The sequence below is a fragment of the Aurantimonas manganoxydans SI85-9A1 genome (genome assembly GCF_000153465.1).
Taxonomy (GTDB): Bacteria; Pseudomonadota; Alphaproteobacteria; order Rhizobiales; family Rhizobiaceae; genus Aurantimonas; species Aurantimonas manganoxydans.
The window spans coordinates 179,516-197,917 of sequence record NZ_CH672387.1 but is presented as its reverse complement, the minus strand read 5'-3'; the positions used below and the strand labels follow the sequence as shown (position 1 = coordinate 197,917).

Below are 18,402 nucleotides of genomic sequence, written 5' to 3'. Positions count from 1 at the left end.
GCATACCAAATTAGATTTGCCTAGCCCGGAGCGGAGGACGTTCGGGCCGGCAGGTTTTCGCGTCGCGCTGGCAAGGCGGGCGCACATGGGGAGGACGGAACATGACGACGATCGGATTCATCGGTCTGGGCCTGATGGGCAGCGGCTTCACCAAGCGGCTGCGCGAACTGGACTATCGGGTGATCGGCCACGACCGCGAGGCGGAGAAGGTTTCGGCCGCCGCCGCCTGGGGCGTCGAGCCGGCCGGTTCGCTGGCCGCTCTGTGCGCCGAGGCCGACATCATCGCGCTGTGCCTGACCACCAGCGACGCGGTGGCGTCCGTCGTCACCGGCGCGGACGGCCTCGTCGCCTCGCGCAAGCTGTCGGGCCGCACGGTCGTCGACTTCTCGACCACCGAGATGGCGGTGACACATCAGGTCGCCGCGGCGATCGAAGCGGTCGGCGGCCGGTTCGTTGACGCCCCGGTCTCCGGCGGTCCGGGCGCTGCCGAGACCGGCACGCTGGCGATCATGTTCGGCGGCTCCGAGCAGGCGGCGGAAGCGGCCCGACCCATGCTCGAGCAGCTTGGCCGCGCGACCCATATGGGTGCCATCGGCACCGGCCAGGCGACCAAGCTGGTCAACCAGGTCCTGTGCCTGACCAATTACTGCGTCGCCGCCGAAGCGCTGCGGCTGGCGCAGGCCTATGGCGTGGACGCCGCCAAGATCCCGCACGCGCTGGAGCCGGGCCTTGGCAATTCGGCCGTCCTGCAGGCGATCTATCCGCGCATGGTCGAGGAAGATTTCGCGCCGCGCGGCTATGCCCGCCAGATCCTGAAGGATTTCGAGATGCTGCATTCGGCCACCAAGGCCCAGCATCTCGCCTTGCCGATGAGCGCCCAGGCCATGACCATGTTCCGCATGCTGGTCGCGCAGGGCGATGGCGAGCTTGACGGCGCGGCCGTGGTGAAGCTCCTTCCCGAGGTCGGTCGCAAGGCCTGACGCCTCGCGACGCCGACGGCGCATCGGGGGTTCGATCCGGACCTTCGATCGCCGGCGGCCATGCCCTTCGCCAGCCTCACGGGAGACCGCCATGGACGCGCCCCTTCTCGACGACCTCGCCATCGTCGATGCCCACCATCATCTGTGGAAGATCAGCGAGAACTACCTGCCCTGGCTGTGCGATGCGCCGCCGATCCCGTTTCGCTATGGCGACTACAGCGCCATCCGGCGCGATTACATGCCCGATGATTATCGGCGCGATACCGCCGGGCTGACGATTGCCGGCAGCGTCTATATCGAGACCGAATGGGACCCGGGCGACCCGGTCGGCGAGACCGCCTGGATCCACGGCGTCGCAGAGGCGAACGGCTTTCCCGATGCCGTGGTCTGCCAGGCCTGGCTCGATGCCGATGACGTCGGCGACGTTCTGGCGCGCCAGAGCGCGTATCCCCGCGTGCGCGGCATCCGCCACAAGCCGAAGGCCTCCAGCACGCCGGATGCGGTGGTGCGCGATGCGCCCGGATCGATGGGCGACATGAACTGGCGGAGCGGCTTCGCGCTGCTGGAACCGCACGGCCTGTCCTTCGACCTGCAGACGCCCTGGTGGCATCTGGCGGAAGCCGCCGATCTGGCGGCCGCCTTCCCGCATACGCAGATCATCCTCAACCACACAGGCCTGCCCTCCAACCGCAGCCGCGAAGGCCTGGATGCCTGGGCGGCGGCGATGAGACGCGTCGCCGAAGTGCCGAATGCCGCCGTGAAGATTTCCGGCCTCGGCGTGCCCGGCGCGCCTTGGACCGTCGAGAGCAACCGCGAGATCGTGCTGACGACCATCGAGACCTTCGGCGTTGCGCGCTGCATGTTCGCCAGCAACTTCCCGGTCGACAGCCTCGTCGCCTCCTACCGCACGATCTTCGGGGGCTTCTCGCAGATCACGGCGGATTTCTCCCGCGACGAGCGCGCCGCCCTGTTCGCCGACAACGCCCGGCGGCTCTACCGCTTCGCCTGACCACAAGCCCGGCGACGTACCGCGTCGCCAAAGCCTCGCAAACACCGCCCGAAAGGGTTGCGCAGGCCACGCCCGATGTGATCCCTACCGGCCATCGCCGACGCGCATTCGCGCCGGCCCCGCCGCCAACAGGAAGCCCGCCATGACACTGTCCGACTATCTTCCCGCCGACCATGGCGACGCCGTTCTCGTCGGCCGCATCCACGATCCCGAAGTCTCCGGCCCGACCGTCGTCGTCCTGAAGGGCGACCGCTTCGTCGATGTCTCGGCGATCGCCGCGACCATGTCCGAGCTTCTCGAGACCAACGATCCGGTCGCCCGCCTTGCAAGCGCCACGGGCGGCAAGAGCTGGTCGGCCGAAGAGATCCTGTCGGCCTCGCCGTCGGATTCGACTAAGCCGCATCTGCTCGCGCCCTGCGATCTGCAGGCAGTGAAGGCCTGCGGCGTCACCTTCGCCCGCTCCATGGTGGAGAGGGTCATCGAGGAACGCGCCAAGGGTGATTTCGCCCGCGCCAAGGCGATCCGCGAAGAGATCGCCGCGGTCATCGGCGGCGCTCTCTCCGACATCAAGGCCGGGTCACCCGAGGCGAGCCACGCCAAGGAAGTCCTGCAGAAGGGCGGCTACTGGTCGCAATATCTGGAAGTCGGCATCGGCCCGGATGCCGAGGTCTTCACCAAGGCGCCGGTCCTGTCCTCGGTCGGCCATGCCGCCGAGATCGGCATCCTGCCCTCCTCGGCCTGGAACAACCCGGAGCCGGAAGTCGTGCTGGCCGCCAATTCGCGCGGCGAGGTCGTCGGAGCGACGCTGGGCAACGACGTCAATCTGCGCGACGTGGAAGGCCGCAGCGCGCTGCTCCTCGGCAAGGCCAAGGACAACAACGCCTCCTCGTCTATCGGCCCCTTGATCCGGCTGTTCGACGATCGCTTCACCATGGACGACGTGCGCGCCGCCGAGCTCGACCTGACGGTCACCGGCACCGACGGCTACGTTCTGGAAGGGCGCAGCTCGATGCGCGAGATCAGCCGCGATCCGCTGGATCTCGTCGCCCAGACCTGCAGCCGCCACCACCAGTATCCCGACGGCTTCATGCTGTTCCTCGGCACGCTCTTCGCCCCGGTCGAGGACCGCGACGTGGCCGGCCAGGGCTTCACCCACAAGCTGGGCGACACGGTCGAGATCGCCAGCCCGCGCCTCGGCCGGCTGGTCAACACGGTCACCCATACCGACAAGGCGCCCGAGTGGACCTTCGGCATCACGGAGCTGATGCGCAATCTGGCCGCCCGCGGCCTCATCGGTGCCGCGCGCGCCTGACCAGACTCACCCGCCGGTCCGGGGCGACACTCCGGCCGGCTCGGTGTCCGGCTCCAGCAGGCTGGCCCTGATCGACCCTGCCCCTGCGGCCCGGCTATTTCGCCTTGGCGAAGTCGCCGGCCGCCTGCATCAGGTCGAAGGCCTTCAGGACGTGGGTTTCCAGGAGTTTTTCGATCGCCGCCTCGTCGCGCGCTTCCAGCGCGTCGAGGATCGCCTCGTGCTCCTTGATCGCCGCCTCCCAGCGGTTGGTCTTCAGATTGCACTCGTAGCGGATGCGATAGAGCTGGGCGTTCACCACCCTGTGGTGCTCGGCCAGCACCGGGTTCATGGCGCAGCGCACCAGCGCCTGGTGGATCTGCTGATTGCGGTCGAAATAGCCGATGCGATCGCCGCGCAGATAGGACGCCAGCATCTCGTGATGCAGCGCCCGCAGCTCCCGCAATTCCTCCGGCGTCGCATTGCGGCATGCCAGCTTGCCGGCAAAGGCCTCGAGCCCGCCGAGAAATTCCAGGAGATGGCGGACGTCGTTGGCCCCGAGCACCGCCACGGTGGCCCCGCGTCGCGGATGCAGCTTCACCAGCCCTTCCGAGGCGAGGATCTTCAGCGCCTCGCGCAGCGGCGTGCGCGACACCTGCAGGATTTCCGACAGGGCCCGCTCGCGCACCGGCTCGCCCGGCAGAAGCTGGCTTTCCAGGATCATTTCGCGAATGCGATTGGCGACGAGGGCCGGTTTCAGATCCTGCGACGGGGTCGCATCGACCCGGCGGGGAAACGCGGTTACCACCGCGGATTGCGTTTTGGTCATCGTCGCTCTGTTGCCGTTTGTCCGCCTGCGCCGCGTTCCCGCGGTTCGGCCCCATCCGTGAATGCCCGTTTGCCGGGGTCGGGCCCGTGCATTTGCCACCCAGCATAGCACGGTTCGCGGCGTTCACGTCGCCGCAGGCGGCGCTCCACACCAAAGTGGCAGACCGCATGGCACGCAAAGACGGTCCAGATGCGATCTTTCGAGGGGCACGAGCATCCGAGACACGCCATACCACGCCCGATCGCCGTCGCACCAACTCCATTGTATGCCAATAATAGCCGTCGCATCGAGGTTTCGTGCATCACCTGCCGGCGATAAAGCCCGTTGACCTCCCGTTGCGCAATATTGCATACCAGATGCGGTGGGAGCGACGGCGGCGGCCTGACGACAGGCATGGCCGCCCGGCATCAGGGGGAAAGCATGGACAATCCGGCACTGGACGACCGCGCTGCGACGCAGGAGGCCCCGCGGCCCCTGCCGCTGGCAGGACTGCGGGTTCTCGATCTCAGCCAGGTGATGGCCGGACCGTTCGGCTGCATGCTACTCGGCGACATGGGCGCCGACGTCATCAAGGTCGAGCCACCGGCAGGCGGTGACCAGACCCGCCGCTCCATGGGCTTCCGCATGAAGGGCGAGGACAGCCCCGGCTTCCTGGCGCTGAACCGCAACAAGCGCAGCGTCACGATCAACCTGAAGACCGAGGCCGGGCGCGAACTCTTCTACGCGCTGGTCGAGACCGCCGACATCGTCGTCGAGAACAGCCGGCCCGGCGTCGCCAGGCGGCTGGGCATCGACTACGAAACCCTGGCGAAGCGCAATCCTCGCCTCGTCTATGCCAGCATTTCCGGCTTCGGCCAGACCGGACCCTGGTCGCAGCGCCCGGGCTTCGACCTGATCGCCCAGGCGATGTCCGGTGTCATCAGCGCCATGGGCATTCCCGGCGGCGAACCGATCAAGTCGGGCGTGCCGATCGGCGATCTGGGCGCCGGCCTCCTCGCCGTCTACGGCATCTTGAGCGCCATTTTCGGTCGCGAGGCCACCGGCCGCGGGCAGTATGTCGATGCCTCGCTCTTCGAGGCCGCACTCGGCCTGTCGGTCTGGGAAAGCACCGAATTGTGGGCCACCGGCCGCTCGCCGCAGCCGCTGGGCACCGCCAACCGCATGAGCGCGCCCTACCAGGCCTTCGCTGCAGCCGACGGCCATTTCGTCGTCGGCGCCGCCAACCAGAAGATCTGGCTGACATTCTGCCAGGTCATCGACCGCATGGACCTGACGGAAGACCCGCGCTTCCGCGACAATCGCGATCGGCTGCAGAACCTGCCGGCGCTCGTCGCCGAGCTGAATGCCGTCTTCCAGGCCGAGACCGTCGATCACTGGGTCGACGCCTTCATCGCAGCCGGCGTGCCGGCCGGGCCGATCAACGACTATGCCCAGGTCATGGCGAGCGACCATGTCGCGGCGCGCAACATGGTGATGAAGGTCCAGCATCCGGTGGAAGGCGAGATCAACACGCTCGGCTTCCCGGTCAAGCTGTCCGGCACGCCGCAGGAGGTGCGCTATCCGCCGCCGCTGCTAGGCCAGCACACCCGTGACCTCGTCGACGAACTCGGCCTGTCGGACCGCTACGACGAACTGGCCGGCGGCGGAGCCTTCTCGCAATGAGCGCCAACGACGCTGACGGCGCCGTGACGCTGGCGCGGCGTGGTGCGGTCGCCCATGTCACCTTCGACCGCCCGGCCGCCCGCAACGCCATGACGCGGCAGATGTACGGCCAACTCCACGCCATCTGCGACGAACTGCAGGCCGATGCCACGCTTCGGGCCGTGGTCCTGCGCGGTGCCGGAGGCAAGACCTTCGTCGCCGGCTCGGACGTGCGGATCTTCTCCGGCTTCGAGACCGGCGAGGACGGCATCGCCTATGAGCGCGAGATGGAGGAGCACACGCTGGCGCTGGCCCGCATTCCCGTTCCGACCATCGCGGCGATCGACGGCTGGACCGTCGGCGGCGGGCTGAACCTCGCCGCCGTCTGCGACCTGCGCATCGCCACCGTCGGATCGCGCTTCGGCGTGCCGATCGCCAGGACCGTCGGCAATTGCCTGTCCATGGCGAACTATGCCCGGCTGGTCGCCGGCTTCGGCGCCGCCCGGGCCAAGCGCATGCTGCTCCTGGGCGAGATCCTCGATGCCGACGAAGCGCGCGCCTGCGGCTTCCTCGCCGAGATCGTCGAGAAGGACGCCCTCGACGACGCCGTCACCCGCATCTGCGACACCATCCTCGCCAACGCGCCGGTGACATTGCGGGTCAGCAAGGCGGCCATTGCGCGCCTTGCCGACGATCCGGGCGCCGACGGCGACGATCTCATCGCGTCATGCTACGGCAGCCGTGACTTCAAGGCCGGGGTCGCCGGCTTCCTCAGCGGCAAACCGCCGGCCTGGGAAGGCCGCTAGGCATCGGCCGGGACCAGCGAGGACCATCCATGACCGCATCCACCAATAAAATGCATGCGAAGCCCGCCCCGGACGCCATTCTCGCCGGGCTCGTCGCCGAATTCGGGCCGAAGACGGTGCTGTCGGACCCGGCCGACATGCAGCGCTATTGCCGCGACTGGCATGGCGACGTGGAGGGCAGCGCCCTGGCCGTGCTGCGCCCCGCCGATACCGAGGAAGTCTCGCGGCTGGTGCGTGCCTGCGCGGCGGCCGGTCTGGCCGTCGTGCCCCAGGGCGGCAATACGGGGCTGGTGCTGGGCGGCCTGCCGACCGATGCTGCCGGTCATGTCGTCCTGACGCTGGAGCGCATGAACCGCATCCGCACCATTGCCGCCGACGATTTCTCCGCCGTGGTCGATGCCGGCTGCATCCTTGCCGCGATCAACGCGGCGCTGGCCGAACAGGATCTGCTCTTCCCGCTGTCGCTGGCCGCCGAGGGCTCCTGCCAGATCGGCGGCAACATCGCCACCAATGCCGGTGGCATCAATGTCCTGCGCTACGGCATGACCCGCGAGATGATCCTCGGCCTGGAGGTGGTGCTGCCCGACGGCACCATCTGGAACGGCCTCTCCACCCTTCGCAAGAACAACAGCGGCGTCGACCTGAAGCAGCTCTTCATCGGCGCCGAGGGCTCGCTCGGCATCATCACCGGCGCGGCGCTGCGCCTCGTGCCGAAGCCGACACGCGGCGAGACCGCCTTTCTGGCGCTGCGCTCCCTCGACGACGTCATGGCGCTCTATGCGCTGGCCCGGCGCGAATGCTGCGACCTGCTGTCAGCCTTCGAACTGGTGCCGCCCGAGGGCCTGACCTTCGCGAAGGAGGCCGACGCCGACTTCGTGCCACCGCAGATCGCCGACGCGCCGGCCTATGCGCTGATCGATGTCGCCGCCACCGGACCGATCGACCTGCGCGCCATGGTCGAGGCCTTCCTCGAAACCGCCATGACCCGCGATCTGGTGATCGACGGCGTGCTCGCCGCCTCCGAGCGCCAGGCCGCCGGCCTGTGGCAGATCCGCGAGGGGATGATCGAGGGACAGGCGCTGCGTGGCCCGCATCTGCGCACCGACCTGTCGGTCTCGCCATCGCAGGTCGCCGGCTTCATTACAGAATCCATCGAAGAGCTCGGCCGCAGGCTGCCGGACTGCCTGCCCGTCGCCTATGGCCATGTCGGCGACGGCAACATCCATCTGAACGTCATTCCGCCGCGCGGCCTCGAGCGGGCGGCGCGCGACGCGATGCTCTACGAGGCGAAGACCATCCTCAACGCCGTGGTGGACCGCCATGGCGGCGGCATCAGCGCCGAACATGGCATCGGGCGCCTGAAGCGCGGAGACTTCGAAGCGCGGCGCTCGCCGGTTCACGAGACCCTGCTGCGCGGGCTGAAGCAGCTGCTCGACCCGGCGGATCTGATGAATCCCGGCTGCCAGCTCACCTCGCCGCGCGACGGCGCGGACGTCAGAAGCCTCGGCTAGAGAGGACCAGGCGGCTGGGCGGCCGCGCGATCAGCGGCCGTTCTGCGCCCGCCATTCCTTGAAGCGAACCTGGTGCTCGTCCTTGGTGCAGGGATAGAGGCCGATGATCGTCTCGCCCTCGCGCACCCGCTCGATGACGAAATCCTCGTAAGCGGTCATTTCCACCGCCTCGTCAGCGACCTCGTCGGCGATATCCGCCGGAATGACGATCACGCAGTCGTCGTCGCCGACAATGACGTCGCCGGGAAACACCGGCGAGTCGCCGCAGCCGATCGGGCCGTTGATCTCGATCGCCTCGTGCAGCGTCAGGTTGGTCGGGCTCGACGGGCGCGTGTGATAGGCTGGCATGTCGAGGCCGCCGATCGTCGCCGCGTCGCGAAAGCCGCCGTCGGTCACGATGCCGGCGGCACCGCGCACCATCAGCCGGGTGATCAGGATATCCCCGGCGCTGGCCGCCCGCGGGTCCTTGCGGCTGTCGATGACCATGACGTGGCCGGACGGGCAGGCCTCGATCGCGGCACGCTGCGGATGGTCGGGCTTGCGGAACTCGGCGAGCTGGTTGCGGTCCTCGCGGGCCGGCATGTAGCGCAGGGTGAAGGCCGGGCCGACCATGTTGCGGCCCTTCGGCGCTACAGGATGCACCTCCTGGATCACCTGGCTGCGCAGGCCGCGCTTGTAGAGCGCCGTGGCGAGCGTCGCCACCGAGACGCCCATCAGTTTCTGCCGTGTCGCTTCGTTCATCGCCAGGGTCTCGCTCCAATGCGTCGGTCGGGCGCCGGGAACGGCGCCGGCTGGATCAGATCAGGCCGTTCGCCGTCAGGAAACCTGTCATGCGGACCTGCTGCGCTTCGGTCAACGGCCAGGCCGAGGGCGGCCGGGTCGGCCCGCAATCGTCGCCCATCGCCGCGAGCGCCGCCTTCACGCCGGTGACGTTCGTGCCGTTCAGCTCCTCGGCGCGGATCTCCTCGAAGGCGCGCATACCGGCGATGAGGTCGCGGGCGGCCGCGTAGTCCGAGGCTTCCAGCGCCGCATGGATCGCCATCGAGCGCTCCGGCCACACATTGATCAGCCCGGACGTGAAGCCGCGCGCGCCGACGGCATAGAAGGCCGGAGCCCAGACTTCCGCAAGACCGCCGACCCAGGTGATCGACGGGTCGCAGGCGGCGATCGCCTCGGCGAGTTTCATCGGGTTGGGCGTCGCCCATTTGACGCCCTTGACGCCGGGCAGCGCGCAAAGCGCGGCGATGCCCTTCGTGCCGATCGCGTCATTGCGCAGATACAGCATCACCGGCAGGCCGCCGGAGGCGTCGATGATGGCGCGGACATAGTCGACGGTGCCGCGCGGCGCGACGAACGGGTCCGGCGGCTGGTGGATCATCAGCGCGGTCGCGCCGGCCTCGGCCGAAGCGCGGGCCAGCCGGCAGGCATCGCGGATGCCGCGACCGACGCCGGCAAGCAGCGGCGCCCGTCCGTCCACCAGCGCGGCGACCTCGTGCACCATGGTCACCGCCTCATCGGTGGTCAGGGCGTAGAACTCGCCGGTATTGCCGTTGACCACCGGCATGTGCACGCCGGCGGCCAGCGCCCGGTCGAGGATCGGCGCCAGCTTCGCCGGCGCAACGTCGCCCGCCGCGTCATAGGGCGTCACCAGAATGCCAGAGATGCCCGCAAGGGCCGTGTCGAGGTCGTGGCGCATCGCGGTCCTCTAGAAGATGTCGGGTTCGGGAACCGCCGGGCCGAAGCCCCGCTCAAGATAGTCGAAGTCGCAGCCCTTGTCGGCCTGGGTGACGTGGCGCGAGAACATCCAGCCATAGCCGCGGCCGTAGCGGGGCTCGGGCGGCGTCCATGCCGCGCGGCGCGCTTCCAGCTCGGCTTCGTCGACCAGCATGTCGAGCCGCCGGTTCGGCAGGTCGAGCCGCACGATGTCGCCGGTCTTCAGCAGCGCCAGCGGACCGCCGACGAAGGATTCCGGCGCCACATGCAGGACGCAGGCGCCATAGGAGGTGCCCGACATGCGCGCGTCGGAAATCCGCAGCATGTCGCGATGGCCCTGCTTGATCAGCGCCTTGGGGATCGGCAGCATGCCCCATTCCGGCATGCCCGGCCCGCCCTGCGGCCCGGCATTGCGCAGCACCAGCACGTGGTCGGGCGTCACGTCGAGGTTTTCGTCGTCGATCGCCTTCTTCATCTCCGGATAGGAATCGAAGACCAGCGCCGGCCCCTCATGCACATGGAAGCGCGGGTCGCAGGCGGCCGGCTTGATCACTGCGCCATCAGGGCAGAGATTGCCACGCAGCAGCGCCAGAGAGCCCTCGTGATAGACCGGGTTCGACAGCGGCCGGATGACGTCGTCATTATAGACGACCGCCCCTTCCAGGCATGTGCCCAGCGTCTGGCCGGTGACGGTCAGGCAGGAGGTGTCGAGCCGTTCCTCAAGCTGCTTCATCAGCGCGCGCAAACCGCCCGCATAGAAGAAATCCTCCATCAGATAGTCCTTGCCCGAGGGGCGGACATTGGCGATCAGCGGCGTCGTGCGGCCCAGTTCATCGAGATCGTCCAGCGTCAGCTCGACCCCGGCGCGCCGCGCCATGGCGATGATGTGGACGACGGCGTTGGTCGAGCAGCCGGTGGCCATGGCGACGATGGCGGCATTGCGCACCGCCGCCGCGGTGACGATCCGGTCCGGCGTCAGATCCTCCCAGACCATGTCGACGATCCGCCGGCCGCAGGCCGACGCCATGCGCTGGTGGCCGGAATCGGCCGCCGGGATCGACGAGGCGCCCGGCAGGGTCAACCCCATCGCGTCGGCGATGGCGGTCATGGTCGAGGCGGTGCCCATGGTCATGCAGGTGCCGACCGAACGGGCGATGCCGCCCTGGATGCCCAGCCATTCCTCGTCGCTGATGTTGCCGGCGCGGCGCTCGTCCCAGTATTTCCAGGCATCCGAGCCAGAGCCGAGGATCTTGCCGGCATAATGGCCGCGCAGCATCGGCCCGGCCGGCAGGTAGATCATCGGCACGCCGGCCGTCAGCGCCCCCATGACGAGACCCGGCGTGGTCTTGTCGCAGCCGCCCATCAGCACCACCCCGTCGAGCGGGTGCGAGCGGATCATCTCCTCCGTCTCCATGGCCAGCATGTTGCGGTAGAGCATGGAGGTCGGCTTGGTGAAGCTCTCGTCCACCGACAGCGACGGCAGCTCGACGGCAAAGCCGCCGGCCTGGGCGACGCCGCGCTTCACGTCCTGCGCGCGCTCGCGAAAATGGCCGTGGCAGGAATTGAGCTCAGACCAGGTGTTGAGGACGCCGATGATCGGCTTGTCGCGAAAATCCTCTTCCGCATAGCCGAGCTGCATCATCCGCGAGCGATGGCCGAAGCTGCGCAGATCGTCGGGCGCGAACCATCGTGCGCTGCGCAGCGTCTCCGGCGTTTTCCGGCGGGTTTCGGCCATGGGTACTCGTCCTCGGCAGCAGATTTCGGCGGTGTATGCGCTTACATAAACCGTGTGTCAACGAAGCGGATAGCGCAGCGCCCCGGCCGAACCGCAATGGAAAACCACGCCGAATACGTATACATAATCTCGCGCTGAAGCCCGGCGTGTGAACACGCGCAGGTCCCGTCCGGGACGAGGCAGCCGGGCGCAAGAAACCGACCGGCGACCCGTGTCGAGGTCAGAGGCGGAGACGAGGCGATTGACGGACGATCAGGCTCCACCGCCGAAAGCCGCGCCTTCAGGGGGCGGCCCGGTCACCATGGCGACGATCGGACGGCTGGCCGGCGTCTCGCAGGTCACCGTGTCCCGAGCCCTCAGCGATCCGTCCAAGGTCTCGCCGGCCACGCTGGCGAAGATCCGCGAGGCCATCGCGGTGACCGGTTTCGTCCCCAACGCCCTGGCCGGGGCCCTCGCCTCGCGGCGCAGCCGGCTGATCACCGCCCTGGTGCCGTCGATCACCAACATCGTCTACGCCGCAATGATCAAGGCCTTCAGCGAGCGGATCCGCGCCCATGGCTACCAGATCCTGCTGTCGGAGACCGGGCTCGATCCGGCCGACGAGGAAATGCTGATCGAGACGCATCTGTCGCGCCGGCCGGACGCCATGCTGCTGACCGGCATCCATCACACGCCGCGGGCCCGCAGGATGCTGCTGGGCGCCGGCATTCCGGTGGTCGAGGTCTGGGACATCACCGACTCGCCCATCGACCTGTGCGTCGGATTCTCCCACGCCGAAGCCGGGCGTGCGGCGGCCGACTATGCCATCTCCGCCGGCTACGTACGGGCCGGCACGGTGTCGGCCGACGACGAGCGGGCGGCACGCCGCAAGGCGGCCTTCGTCGCGCGCTTCGCCCCGGCTGCGGAGGCGGCAATCGAGGCGGTCGATTTCGACGGGCCGGCGAGCCTGGAACGGGGGCGGCGGGGCCTCGCCGAACTCCTCGACGCCCGTGGTTTCGCGGGCGGGGTGATCTTCTGCAGCTCCGACCTTCTCGCCCATGGCGTGCTGATCGAAGCCAGGGCCCGCGGGCTCGCCGTGCCGGCGGACATCGCCGTGATCGGTTTCGGCGACCAGGATTTTGCCGCCCATGTCGAGCCGGCACTGACCACCGTGCGGGTCGATCGGCCGGCCTTCGGGCAGGCCGCGGCGGAAGCGATCCTCGCCCGTTTCGACGGCACCGGCCCGCAGGCACCCGTCACCGATCTCGGATTCAGGATCGTGGCGCGCAGATCCGCCTAGCCTGAAGAGCCACCGATCACTCGGAGGCCGTGGCCGAAGTAGCGCGACGGACGTTCAGCATCCCGCTGAAGGGGCGGCTGACAAGGAACGGTTCACCGAACGTGAACTGTCATGCAGTCATCACAAACTGTTTACCCGGTCTTATGAGTTCTTCCTGCACAAAGTCGCAAATGCAACTGTCAGGGTACTGAATTGTCCGGTTTCCGCGACCCTCGCGCCATGATGCGGATCAGCCATTATTCGATGGTGGGCTGGCTTCTTGCCATCATCGGCCTGTCCATCCTGGGGCTCACCGGCGCCGGCAGCGATGAAATCTGGCATACCCAGATCATGACCGCGACGGCGGCGGTCGCAGTCATCGCCCTGTTCTGGGCGAGCCGGCAGCATCGCCTCGAAACCGAGCTGTTTCGCGAGAAGGACGTGACGGATCGCCAGAATGCGCTGATCCACGAGCGCGACGGCGTCACCAGGACATTGACCCGCCGGGTCTTCATCACCCGCTGCGGAGCGCAGCTCAAGATCGCTCCCGCATCCGGCGGCTACGCGCTGCTCCTCGTCGATATGGATTATCTCAAGCAGATCAACGACGCCTACGGACACGACATGGGCGATGCCGCTTTGCGTCATCTGGCGACGGTCGCCGGCCGCATCTTCCCCGACAGCCTCATCGGCCGGGTCGGCGGCGACGAATTCGCGCTTTTGACCGAATGCGACTCACCCGAAGCGGCGACCCGGCGGGCCGAGAGCTTCCTGACCGCGCTCGATCAAACCGCCTATCACGCCGGCCGGCCGCTGAACCTCTCGGCCTCGATCGGCATCGCCTTCGGTCCGGGCGACACCGCCCTGTTCGACGAGCTGATGCAATATGCCGACCTCGCGCTCTACCAGAGCAAGCGGAACGGCCGTGCCCAGGCAACCCTGTTCGAAAACGAGATGCTCCGGGATCAGAAGCACATCCGCTATATCGAGCGCGAGCTGCGCGCCGCGATCCTCCTGAACGAACTGGAACTCGCCTATCAGCCGATCGTCACGGCGGAGGGCCGGCTGCATGGCTGCGAGGCGCTGGTGCGCTGGCGCCATCCGTCGCGCGGCATCATTCCGCCGGTGGATTTCATCCCCATTGCCGAACAGTCGCTGCTCATCGACCTGCTCGGCGAATGGGTGTTCCGCCGCGCCTGCCGGGATGGAGTGGAGGCCGGCTCCCTCTTTATCGGCGTCAATTTCTCCGCCAGCCAGCTCAAACGCGACGACGTCGTGACGATGGTCGAAAGCGTGCTGGCCGAAACCGGCATGCCGGCAAAGCGCATCGTCATCGAGATCACCGAATCCGTCGCGATGAACGCCAATGACGGCGTCATTCGCCGTCTCGCCGCGCTGCGCGCCCTCGGGCTGCGCATCTCGCTCGACGATTTCGGCACCGGCTACAGCGGCTTTTCCTATTTGCGCGCCTTCCCGATCGATTCGATCAAGATCGACCGCAGCTTCGTGATCAAGCTGGGGGACAGCGAGGCCGACAACGTGCTCATCACCGCCCTTGCCAGCGTCGCCAACGCCATGGGGCTCTCCATCGTGGCGGAAGGCGTGGAGACCGCCGAACAGATGCTGCTGGCCAGCACCGCCGGCTGCAAGCTCTTGCAGGGCTATTACTTCGCCAGGCCGCAGCCCTGGTCCGACATCCAGGCGATGCTGGCCCGCGGCGGCCCCGTCAGGATCCGGGCGACCGAGGCGGCCTGACCGGGCGATCCCGCGTCGGGCGCTTGATCAGCTCGGCCGCAGCGGCCGGCGTCGTCAACGCCGCAGATATTTGACGAGGGCGAAGACACCCAGCACCAGGACGGCGAGGACCAGCACCGCGCCGATCCCCATGCCACCCATCATCCACCCCATCGGGCCGGAATCCATCATCATCTCATTGTCCTGCATCATGGTCGCAATCCTTGTGTCTGGTCGTGACGCAGATCTGGTGTCGGGCTGGACGTTGCAAGGGAGAGCCCATCTAGAAGGGATGCCGATCCGGTGAGGATCGGACCGACCAGGGAGCGTTTTGCCATGACCAGCCCGGTTCAGCCGATCATCGTCTTCGACGTCAACGAGACGCTGCTCGACATCACCACGCTGGAGCCGCTGTTCGACCGGGTCTTCGGCGATGCGGCGGTGATGCGCGAATGGTTCGCCCAACTCGTTCTCTATTCCCAGACGCTGACCCTGTCGGGCCGCTACACGCCCTTCGGCGAGATCGCAGCGGGCATCATCCGCATGGTCGGGGAGACCCGGAATGTCGCCGTCGGCGATGACGACGTCGCCGAGCTGCGCCGGCGGATCGGCAGCATGCCGGCCCATCCCGACGTCGCCCCGGCGCTGACGAAGCTGCGCGACGCCGGCTTTCGCCTCGTCACCCTTACCAATTCCCCACCGTCGCCCGCGCCGACCCCGCTGGACAGGGCCGGCATCGCAGAGTTCTTCGAGGCGTCCCACAGCGTCGACAGCGTCGGCCGGTTCAAGCCGGCGCCCGAGACCTATCGCCTTGTCGCCGAGGCGCATGGCGTTGCCACCGGCGATCTCTGCCTTGTCGCCTGCCATGTCTGGGATACGATCGGCGCGCAGGCCGCCGGCTGTCACGGCGCGCTCGTCACCCGGCCGGGCAATGCCGTGCTGCACGCGCCAGAAACCCCGACGCCCGACATCGTCGCCGCCGATCTCGGCGGGATCGCGGACGCCATCATCCAGCACTTCGCGCCCGAGGGCTGAAGTCTGAGGCTAAGGCCTGAGAGCCGAGGGCAGTCTGGCAGGCCACATCGCCCTGCCCCCGCACCAGGATCAGGTCCGCGCGCCGAGCACCTGCACCAGGAACCGCGTCGTGCGCTCGAAATGTGCTGCCACCAGATCGCTCGCCCGGTCGGCATCGCGCTCCAGAACCGCCGCGGCGATCTGCCGGTGTTCCTCGGCCAGATCGCGCTCGTGGCGCTTCAGGTCGACCGAGGCCCGGCGGTAGCGCTCGCACTGGTCGTGCAGAAGGCTGCGCACATGCAGCAGCCATTTCGACCCGCAGGCCGACACCGTGGCGTAGTGGAAATCCCGGTTGGCGGTCTCCCATTCCGACAGGGTCTCGTGATTGTCGGACATGATCCGATCGTCCAGCTTGCCCAGCCGGTAGGCCGCGGCGACGACGCCCGATTCCCACATCGCGTCGCCCTTCTCGATCGCCATGCGCAGCATCTGCAGTTCGATGGCGGTCCGGGCGGTATTGAGGTCCTCGAATTCATCGGCATCGAGCGGCGCGACGGCGAAGCCGCGATTGCCGGTGGCGATGACGAGCCCGTCGGCCGCCAGCCGCTGCAGCGCCTCGCGCAGCGGCGTCGGCCCGACTTCGTAGATCCGGCTCAGCCGCTCGATCCGCAGCCGCTCCGTCGGTGCCCGCACCCCGGCGATGATGTCGGTGCGCAGCTGCCGGTAGGCCGCGTCGGTCAGCGTCATGCCGGTGTCCGGTTTCAGGGGGCGCGTCGACACGTCCAGATCCATGAGTGTGGCAGCCTTTCCTTCGCTGGCGCCCGGCATGCCGGCTCTGCGCCGACTTGGCAATCCATGGGGCTTCCGGCACAACGCCGCTTGACCCGTCACTTTCCATATGTTTGCATGTTTTATCGATAAAACAAGGAAGCATCGCGGAAATGAAGCTGCTGACATTCGAACGGGACGGTGTTCCGGGCGCCGGCCTGCTGGATGGGAACGAGATCGTGGTCTGCGAGACCGGCGCGGCGGCCCGCCTTGCGGTGCGGCGCATCGCCGAAGGCGACGCGGAGCTGCTCGATGCGTGGAAGACCAAGGCGGCCAATGGCGCCGAGCGCCTGTCCCGGTCCGAGGTGACCATTCTCGCCCCGCTGCCCGAGACGCGCCGCGACATCTTCTGCGTCGGCAAGAACTACCGCGAGCACGCCTCCGAGTTTCACAACAGCGGCTTCGATTCCGGCGGCAAGCAGGCCATCCCGGTCGCGCCCGTCATCTTCACCAAGTCGCTGTCGGCGATCATCGGACCCGGCGCGACCATCGAGGCCGGCCTCGATCGCACCCGCACCGTCGATTACGAGGGCGAGCTCGGCGTGGTCATCGGCAAGCGCGCCTTCGGCGTCACCAAGGCCGACGCCATGGACTACGTCTTCGGTTATGTCGTCATCAACGACGTCACCTCGCGCGAGCTGCAGCGCCATCACAGCCAATGGGTGATCGGCAAGGGCATCGACACCTTCGCGCCGATGGGCCCGGTGCTGGTCACCGCCGACGAGGTGCCGGACGTCACCAAGCTCACCGTCACCACCACGGTCAACGGCGAGACCCGCCAGAAGGCCAGCGTCGCCGGTCTGATCTTCGACATTCCGACGCTGATCGAGACGATGACGGCCACCATGACGCTGCTGCCGGGCGACATCATCGCCACCGGCACGCCCGCCGGCGTCGGCATCGGCTTCGACCCGCCGCGCTATCTCGCCGACGGCGACCGCGTGGCGGTCACGATCGACGGGCTCGGGACTTTGGAGAATCCCGTCCGCCAGTAACGACAACAATGGGGAGGAAGACAGGATGACACTCAGGACAATCGCCTGCACGCTCGCGGCAGGGCTCGCCGTCGCATCACTCGCAACCGGCGCCGTGGCGCAGGACAAGACCAGCATCGCCTGGGGCGGCTCCAATCCGGGCGGCGTCATGTACTACATGGTCGGCGTCGCCGGCACCGAGCTCGGCAAGGACCTGCCGGACGTCAACATCACCCAGGTGACCACCGGCGGCTCCACCGAGAACGCCAAGCGGCTGATCAAGGGCGAGCTCGACATGGGCATCGTCTATGGCAGCCACGTCTTCATGGCGCAGGAGCCGACCGGCCCGTTCAAGGATGGCCCGAAGGGCGACATGCTGCGCGGCGTCGCCATGGCCTATGAGGGCCCGACCTATTTCGTCACCCTCGCCGACAGCGGCGTGTCGACGATCGCCGATCTCGCCGGCAAGAAAGTCGCCCTCGGACCGCCGGGATCGGGCACGGTCTTCAACTGCTCCAACATCCTGACGGCGCTCGGCATCCTCGACCAGGTCGAGCCGCAGATGATGACCTTCGCCGACGCCGGCCGGGCGCTGGGCAACGGCCAGATCGACGCCTTCTGCCAGTCGTCCTCACCGGCCGCGGCCGTCACCGAGCTGGCCGAGACGCGCGACGTGGTGGTGCTGACCTATGAGGAAGACCAGCTCGCCAAGATCAGCGAGACCTATCCCTTCTACCATACGGGCACGATGCCGGAGACGACCTACAAGGGCGTTCCGGCGACCGACATGCCCTACACCACCGTCTACTGGGTCGCCCATGAGAGCGTCCCGGAGGACGTGGTCAAGCGGATGGTGGCCTCTGCCTACGAGCGCCAGGACGCGCTGGCCAACGGCCACAAGGCCTGGGCCCAGATGAAGCCCGACGTCGAGAACTTCGAGGCGCTCGGCGCCCCGATGCATCCCGGTGCCGCCGCCTATTACGCCGAGAGCGGCGCGGCGAAGTAGCCAACCGCCGCAGTCAACGCATTGCTGACGCCCCCGTTTTCCGGCTGACCGGAAGGCGGGGGCCTTTCAACCACGA

At 67.9% G+C, this 18,402-nt stretch carries 17 protein-coding genes; 11 read left to right on the top strand and 6 right to left on the bottom strand.

The window, feature by feature from the left end:
• Positions 1 to 14 precede the first annotated feature (14 nt).
• The 3 genes from SI859A1_RS01225 to SI859A1_RS01215 all read left to right on the top strand — a co-directional run bounded on the left by SI859A1_RS01225 (position 15) and on the right by SI859A1_RS01215 (position 3,301).
• The gene (locus tag SI859A1_RS01225; protein WP_244401115.1) at positions 15 to 980 is read left to right on the top strand and encodes an NAD(P)-dependent oxidoreductase; all 966 of its coding nucleotides are present in this window, start codon (positions 15 to 17) and stop codon (positions 978 to 980) included.
• 91 nt (positions 981 to 1,071) lie between these two features.
• The gene (locus tag SI859A1_RS01220; RefSeq protein WP_009208063.1) at positions 1,072 to 1,989 is read left to right on the top strand and encodes an amidohydrolase family protein; all 918 of its coding nucleotides are present in this window, start codon (positions 1,072 to 1,074) and stop codon (positions 1,987 to 1,989) included.
• Between the two features lie 142 nt (positions 1,990 to 2,131).
• Positions 2,132 to 3,301 (top strand): fumarylacetoacetate hydrolase family protein, encoded by a 1,170-nt coding sequence (locus tag SI859A1_RS01215; protein ID WP_009208062.1) that lies wholly within the window; start codon positions 2,132 to 2,134, stop codon positions 3,299 to 3,301.
• Positions 3,302 to 3,395: 94 nt separating this feature from the next.
• Here the strand turns inward: SI859A1_RS01215 and SI859A1_RS01210 are convergent, their stop codons facing one another.
• The gene (locus SI859A1_RS01210; protein ID WP_009208061.1) at positions 3,396 to 4,106 is read right to left on the bottom strand and encodes a GntR family transcriptional regulator; all 711 of its coding nucleotides are present in this window, start codon (positions 4,104 to 4,106) and stop codon (positions 3,396 to 3,398) included.
• A gap of 420 nt (positions 4,107 to 4,526) precedes the next feature.
• Between SI859A1_RS01210 and SI859A1_RS01205 the strand changes: the two genes are divergently transcribed.
• From SI859A1_RS01205 to SI859A1_RS01195, 3 genes are read left to right on the top strand one after another with little or no spacing between them, the layout of a single operon-like run.
• Entirely contained in the window at positions 4,527 to 5,768 is a 1,242-nt protein-coding gene (locus SI859A1_RS01205; protein ID WP_050767394.1) for a CaiB/BaiF CoA transferase family protein, read from the top strand.
• Positions 5,765 to 6,553 (top strand): enoyl-CoA hydratase, encoded by a 789-nt coding sequence (locus tag SI859A1_RS01200; protein ID WP_009208058.1) that lies wholly within the window; start codon positions 5,765 to 5,767, stop codon positions 6,551 to 6,553. Before SI859A1_RS01205 ends, SI859A1_RS01200 begins: the two co-directional genes overlap by 4 nt.
• Before the next feature lie 50 nt (positions 6,554 to 6,603).
• Positions 6,604 to 8,064, top strand: coding sequence for an FAD-binding oxidoreductase (locus SI859A1_RS01195; RefSeq protein ID WP_050767393.1), 1,461 nt, complete (start codon positions 6,604 to 6,606; stop codon positions 8,062 to 8,064).
• 30 nt (positions 8,065 to 8,094) lie between these two features.
• On the opposite strand, the gene SI859A1_RS01190 is transcribed toward SI859A1_RS01195, so the two are convergent.
• The 3 genes from SI859A1_RS01190 to araD are packed head-to-tail and all read right to left on the bottom strand — an operon-like array spanning position 8,095 to position 11,512.
• Positions 8,095 to 8,805, bottom strand: a complete 711-nt coding sequence (locus tag SI859A1_RS01190; RefSeq protein ID WP_009208056.1) for a ribonuclease activity regulator RraA — start codon at positions 8,803 to 8,805, stop codon at positions 8,095 to 8,097.
• A gap of 55 nt (positions 8,806 to 8,860) precedes the next feature.
• Positions 8,861 to 9,760, bottom strand: coding sequence for a dihydrodipicolinate synthase family protein (locus tag SI859A1_RS01185; RefSeq protein ID WP_009208055.1), 900 nt, complete (start codon positions 9,758 to 9,760; stop codon positions 8,861 to 8,863).
• Between the two features lie 9 nt (positions 9,761 to 9,769).
• Complete coding sequence (gene araD / locus SI859A1_RS01180; protein WP_009208054.1) at positions 9,770 to 11,512, bottom strand: L-arabinonate dehydratase; 1,743 nt, start codon at positions 11,510 to 11,512, stop codon at positions 9,770 to 9,772.
• Between the two features lie 301 nt (positions 11,513 to 11,813).
• On the opposite strand from araD, the gene SI859A1_RS01175 reads away from it, so the two are divergent.
• Positions 11,814 to 12,791 carry a LacI family DNA-binding transcriptional regulator gene (locus SI859A1_RS01175; RefSeq protein WP_040324955.1) on the top strand — a complete coding sequence of 326 codons (978 nt, stop codon included), beginning with the start codon at positions 11,814 to 11,816 and terminating at the stop codon, positions 12,789 to 12,791.
• Between the two features lie 219 nt (positions 12,792 to 13,010).
• Positions 13,011 to 14,525, top strand: a complete 1,515-nt coding sequence (locus tag SI859A1_RS01170; RefSeq protein WP_040324953.1) for a putative bifunctional diguanylate cyclase/phosphodiesterase — start codon at positions 13,011 to 13,013, stop codon at positions 14,523 to 14,525.
• Positions 14,526 to 14,579: 54 nt separating this feature from the next.
• Here the strand turns inward: SI859A1_RS01170 and SI859A1_RS21790 are convergent, their stop codons facing one another.
• Positions 14,580 to 14,717 carry a hypothetical protein gene (locus SI859A1_RS21790; protein WP_154653354.1) on the bottom strand — a complete coding sequence of 46 codons (138 nt, stop codon included), beginning with the start codon at positions 14,715 to 14,717 and terminating at the stop codon, positions 14,580 to 14,582.
• 123 nt (positions 14,718 to 14,840) lie between these two features.
• Here SI859A1_RS21790 and SI859A1_RS01165 point away from each other — a divergent pair, with 123 nt between their 5' ends.
• Positions 14,841 to 15,539: a haloacid dehalogenase type II gene (locus SI859A1_RS01165; RefSeq protein WP_009208051.1), complete on the top strand. Its 699-nt coding sequence runs from the start codon at positions 14,841 to 14,843 to the stop codon at positions 15,537 to 15,539.
• A 69-nt stretch (positions 15,540 to 15,608) separates the two neighbouring features.
• Here SI859A1_RS01165 and SI859A1_RS01160 read toward each other — a convergent pair whose 3' ends face one another.
• Positions 15,609 to 16,298, bottom strand: a complete 690-nt coding sequence (locus tag SI859A1_RS01160; protein WP_244400850.1) for a GntR family transcriptional regulator — start codon at positions 16,296 to 16,298, stop codon at positions 15,609 to 15,611.
• Between the two features lie 161 nt (positions 16,299 to 16,459).
• Here SI859A1_RS01160 and SI859A1_RS01155 point away from each other — a divergent pair, with 161 nt between their 5' ends.
• Together SI859A1_RS01155 and SI859A1_RS01150 are read left to right on the top strand one after the other, a co-directional pair.
• Positions 16,460 to 17,341 (top strand): fumarylacetoacetate hydrolase family protein, encoded by an 882-nt coding sequence (locus SI859A1_RS01155; RefSeq protein WP_009208049.1) that lies wholly within the window; start codon positions 16,460 to 16,462, stop codon positions 17,339 to 17,341.
• A gap of 25 nt (positions 17,342 to 17,366) precedes the next feature.
• Positions 17,367 to 18,326, top strand: coding sequence for a TAXI family TRAP transporter solute-binding subunit (locus SI859A1_RS01150; RefSeq protein ID WP_009208048.1), 960 nt, complete (start codon positions 17,367 to 17,369; stop codon positions 18,324 to 18,326).
• The last annotated feature ends 76 nt before the right edge of the window (positions 18,327 to 18,402 follow it).

Coding starts and splice junctions, on each gene's coding strand:
- SI859A1_RS01170 (WP_040324953.1), top strand. CDS start 13,011: ATGATGCGGATCAGCCATTATTCGATGGTGGGCTGGCTTCTTGCCATC.
- SI859A1_RS01155 (WP_009208049.1), top strand. CDS start 16,460: ATGAAGCTGCTGACATTCGAACGGGACGGTGTTCCGGGCGCCGGCCTG.
- SI859A1_RS01175 (WP_040324955.1), top strand. CDS start 11,814: ATGGCGACGATCGGACGGCTGGCCGGCGTCTCGCAGGTCACCGTGTCC.
- SI859A1_RS01195 (WP_050767393.1), top strand. CDS start 6,604: ATGCATGCGAAGCCCGCCCCGGACGCCATTCTCGCCGGGCTCGTCGCC.
- SI859A1_RS01220 (WP_009208063.1), top strand. CDS start 1,072: ATGGACGCGCCCCTTCTCGACGACCTCGCCATCGTCGATGCCCACCAT.
- SI859A1_RS01150 (WP_009208048.1), top strand. CDS start 17,367: ATGACACTCAGGACAATCGCCTGCACGCTCGCGGCAGGGCTCGCCGTC.
- SI859A1_RS01200 (WP_009208058.1), top strand. CDS start 5,765: ATGAGCGCCAACGACGCTGACGGCGCCGTGACGCTGGCGCGGCGTGGT.
- SI859A1_RS21790 (WP_154653354.1), bottom strand. CDS start 14,717: ATGATGCAGGACAATGAGATGATGATGGATTCCGGCCCGATGGGGTGG.
- SI859A1_RS01215 (WP_009208062.1), top strand. CDS start 2,132: ATGACACTGTCCGACTATCTTCCCGCCGACCATGGCGACGCCGTTCTC.
- SI859A1_RS01205 (WP_050767394.1), top strand. CDS start 4,527: ATGGACAATCCGGCACTGGACGACCGCGCTGCGACGCAGGAGGCCCCG.
- SI859A1_RS01165 (WP_009208051.1), top strand. CDS start 14,841: ATGACCAGCCCGGTTCAGCCGATCATCGTCTTCGACGTCAACGAGACG.
- SI859A1_RS01210 (WP_009208061.1), bottom strand. CDS start 4,106: ATGACCAAAACGCAATCCGCGGTGGTAACCGCGTTTCCCCGCCGGGTC.
- SI859A1_RS01190 (WP_009208056.1), bottom strand. CDS start 8,805: ATGAACGAAGCGACACGGCAGAAACTGATGGGCGTCTCGGTGGCGACG.
- araD (WP_009208054.1), bottom strand. CDS start 11,512: ATGGCCGAAACCCGCCGGAAAACGCCGGAGACGCTGCGCAGCGCACGA.
- SI859A1_RS01185 (WP_009208055.1), bottom strand. CDS start 9,760: ATGCGCCACGACCTCGACACGGCCCTTGCGGGCATCTCTGGCATTCTG.